Annotated in this window: 1 rRNA gene; it reads left to right on the forward strand. The window is 56.8% G+C overall.

The window, feature by feature from the left end:
• Positions 1-2,474: ribosomal RNA gene (locus ACFV9O_RS40045) — 23S ribosomal RNA — on the forward strand; the annotation flags it as partial.
• Positions 2,475-2,495: the final 21 nt, after the last annotated feature.

The following is a 2,495-nucleotide window of genomic DNA, read 5'->3' on the forward strand; positions in this document are numbered from 1 at the left end:
TCGTGACTGCGTGCCTTTTGAAGAATGAGCCTGCGAGTTTGCGGTGTGTTGCGAGGTTAACCCGTGTGGGGAAGCCGTAGCGAAAGCGAGTCCGAACAGGGCGTTTGAGTAGCACGCTCAAGACCCGAAGCGGAGTGATCTAGCCATGGGCAGGTTGAAGCGGAGGTAAGACTTCGTGGAGGACCGAACCCACCAGGGTTGAAAACCTGGGGGATGACCTGTGGTTAGGGGTGAAAGGCCAATCAAACTCCGTGATAGCTGGTTCTCCCCGAAATGCATTTAGGTGCAGCGTCGTGTGTTTCTTGCCGGAGGTAGAGCACTGGATAGGCGATGGGCCCTACCGGGTTACTGACCTTAGCCAAACTCCGAATGCCGGTAAGTGAGAGCGCGGCAGTGAGACTGTGGGGGATAAGCTCCATGGTCGAGAGGGAAACAGCCCAGAGCATCGACTAAGGCCCCTAAGCGTACGCTAAGTGGGAAAGGATGTGGAGTCGCAGAGACAACCAGGAGGTTGGCTTAGAAGCAGCCACCCTTGAAAGAGTGCGTAATAGCTCACTGGTCAAGTGATTCCGCGCCGACAATGTAGCGGGGCTCAAGCGTACCGCCGAAGTCGTGTCATTGCAGTATGTACCCCCAACGGGGACTGTGATGGGTAGGGGAGCGTCGTGTGCCGGGTGAAGCAGCCGCGGAAGCGAGTTGTGGACGGTTCACGAGTGAGAATGCAGGCATGAGTAGCGATACACACGTGAGAAACGTGTGCGCCGATTGACTAAGGGTTCCTGGGTCAAGCTGATCTGCCCAGGGTAAGTCGGGACCTAAGGCGAGGCCGACAGGCGTAGTCGATGGACAACCGGTTGATATTCCGGTACCCGCTTTGAAACGCCCAGTATCGAGCCCATTAATGCTAAGGCCGTGAAGCCGCCCTTGATCTCTTCGGAGTGATGGGGAGTGGTGGAGCCGCTGACCCAAGGTGGTAGTAGGTAAGCGATGGGGTGACGCAGGAAGGTAGTCCAGCCCGGGCGGTGGTTGTCCCGGGGTAAGGGTGTAGGACGCACGGTAGGCAAATCCGTCGTGCATATAGTCTGAGACCTGATGCCGAGCCGATTGTGGCGAAGTGGATGATCCTATGCTGTCGAGAAAAGCCTCTAGCGAGTTTCATGGCGGCCCGTACCCTAAACCGACTCAGGTGGTCAGGTAGAGAATACCGAGGCGTTCGGGTGAACTATGGTTAAGGAACTCGGCAAAATGCCCCCGTAACTTCGGGAGAAGGGGGGCCACGCTTGGTGAGGGAATTTACTTCCTGAGCTGGGGGTGGCCGCAGAGACCAGCGAGAAGCGACTGTTTACTAAAAACACAGGTCCGTGCGAAGCCGTAAGGCGATGTATACGGACTGACGCCTGCCCGGTGCTGGAACGTTAAGGGGACCGGTTAGCTCCATTTCGGTGGGGCGAAGCTGAGAACTTAAGCGCCAGTAAACGGCGGTGGTAACTATAACCATCCTAAGGTAGCGAAATTCCTTGTCGGGTAAGTTCCGACCTGCACGAATGGCGTAACGACTTCTCGACTGTCTCAACCATAGGCCCGGTGAAATTGCACTACGAGTAAAGATGCTCGTTTCGCGCAGCAGGACGGAAAGACCCCGGGACCTTTACTACAGTTTGATATTGGTGTTCGGTTCGGCTTGTGTAGGATAGGTGGGAGACTGTGAAGCTTGGACGCCAGTTCAGGTGGAGTCGTCGTTGAAATACCACTCTGGTCGTGCTGGATGTCTAACCTGGGTCCGTGATCCGGATCAGGGACAGTGTCTGATGGGTAGTTTAACTGGGGCGGTTGCCTCCCAAAGGGTAACGGAGGCGCCCAAAGGTTCCCTCAGCCTGGTTGGCAATCAGGTGTTGAGTGTAAGTGCACAAGGGAGCTTGACTGTGAGACCGACGGGTCGAGCAGGGACGAAAGTCGGGACTAGTGATCCGGCGGTGGCTTGTGGAAGCGCCGTCGCTCAACGGATAAAAGGTACCCCGGGGATAACAGGCTGATCTTCCCCAAGAGTCCATATCGACGGGATGGTTTGGCACCTCGATGTCGGCTCGTCGCATCCTGGGGCTGGAGTCGGTCCCAAGGGTTGGGCTGTTCGCCCATTAAAGCGGTACGCGAGCTGGGTTTAGAACGTCGTGAGACAGTTCGGTCCCTATCCGCTGTGCGCGTAGGAGTCTTGAGAAGGGCTGTCCCTAGTACGAGAGGACCGGGACGGACGAACCTCTGGTGTGCCAGTTGTTCTGCCAAGGGCATGGCTGGTTGGCTACGTTCGGGAGGGATAACCGCTGAAAGCATCTAAGCGGGAAGCCTGCTTCGAGATGAGGACTCCCACCTCCATGAGAGGGTAAGGCTCCCAGTAGACGACTGGGTTGATAGGCCGGATATGGAAGCCAGGTAACTGGTGGAGTTGACCGGTACTAATAGGCCGAGGGCTTGTCCTCAGTTGCTCGCGTCCACTGTGT

It is taken from the genome of Streptomyces sp. NPDC059909, from assembly GCF_042730885.1.
In the GTDB taxonomy this organism is placed as follows: domain Bacteria; phylum Actinomycetota; class Actinomycetes; order Streptomycetales; family Streptomycetaceae; genus Streptomyces.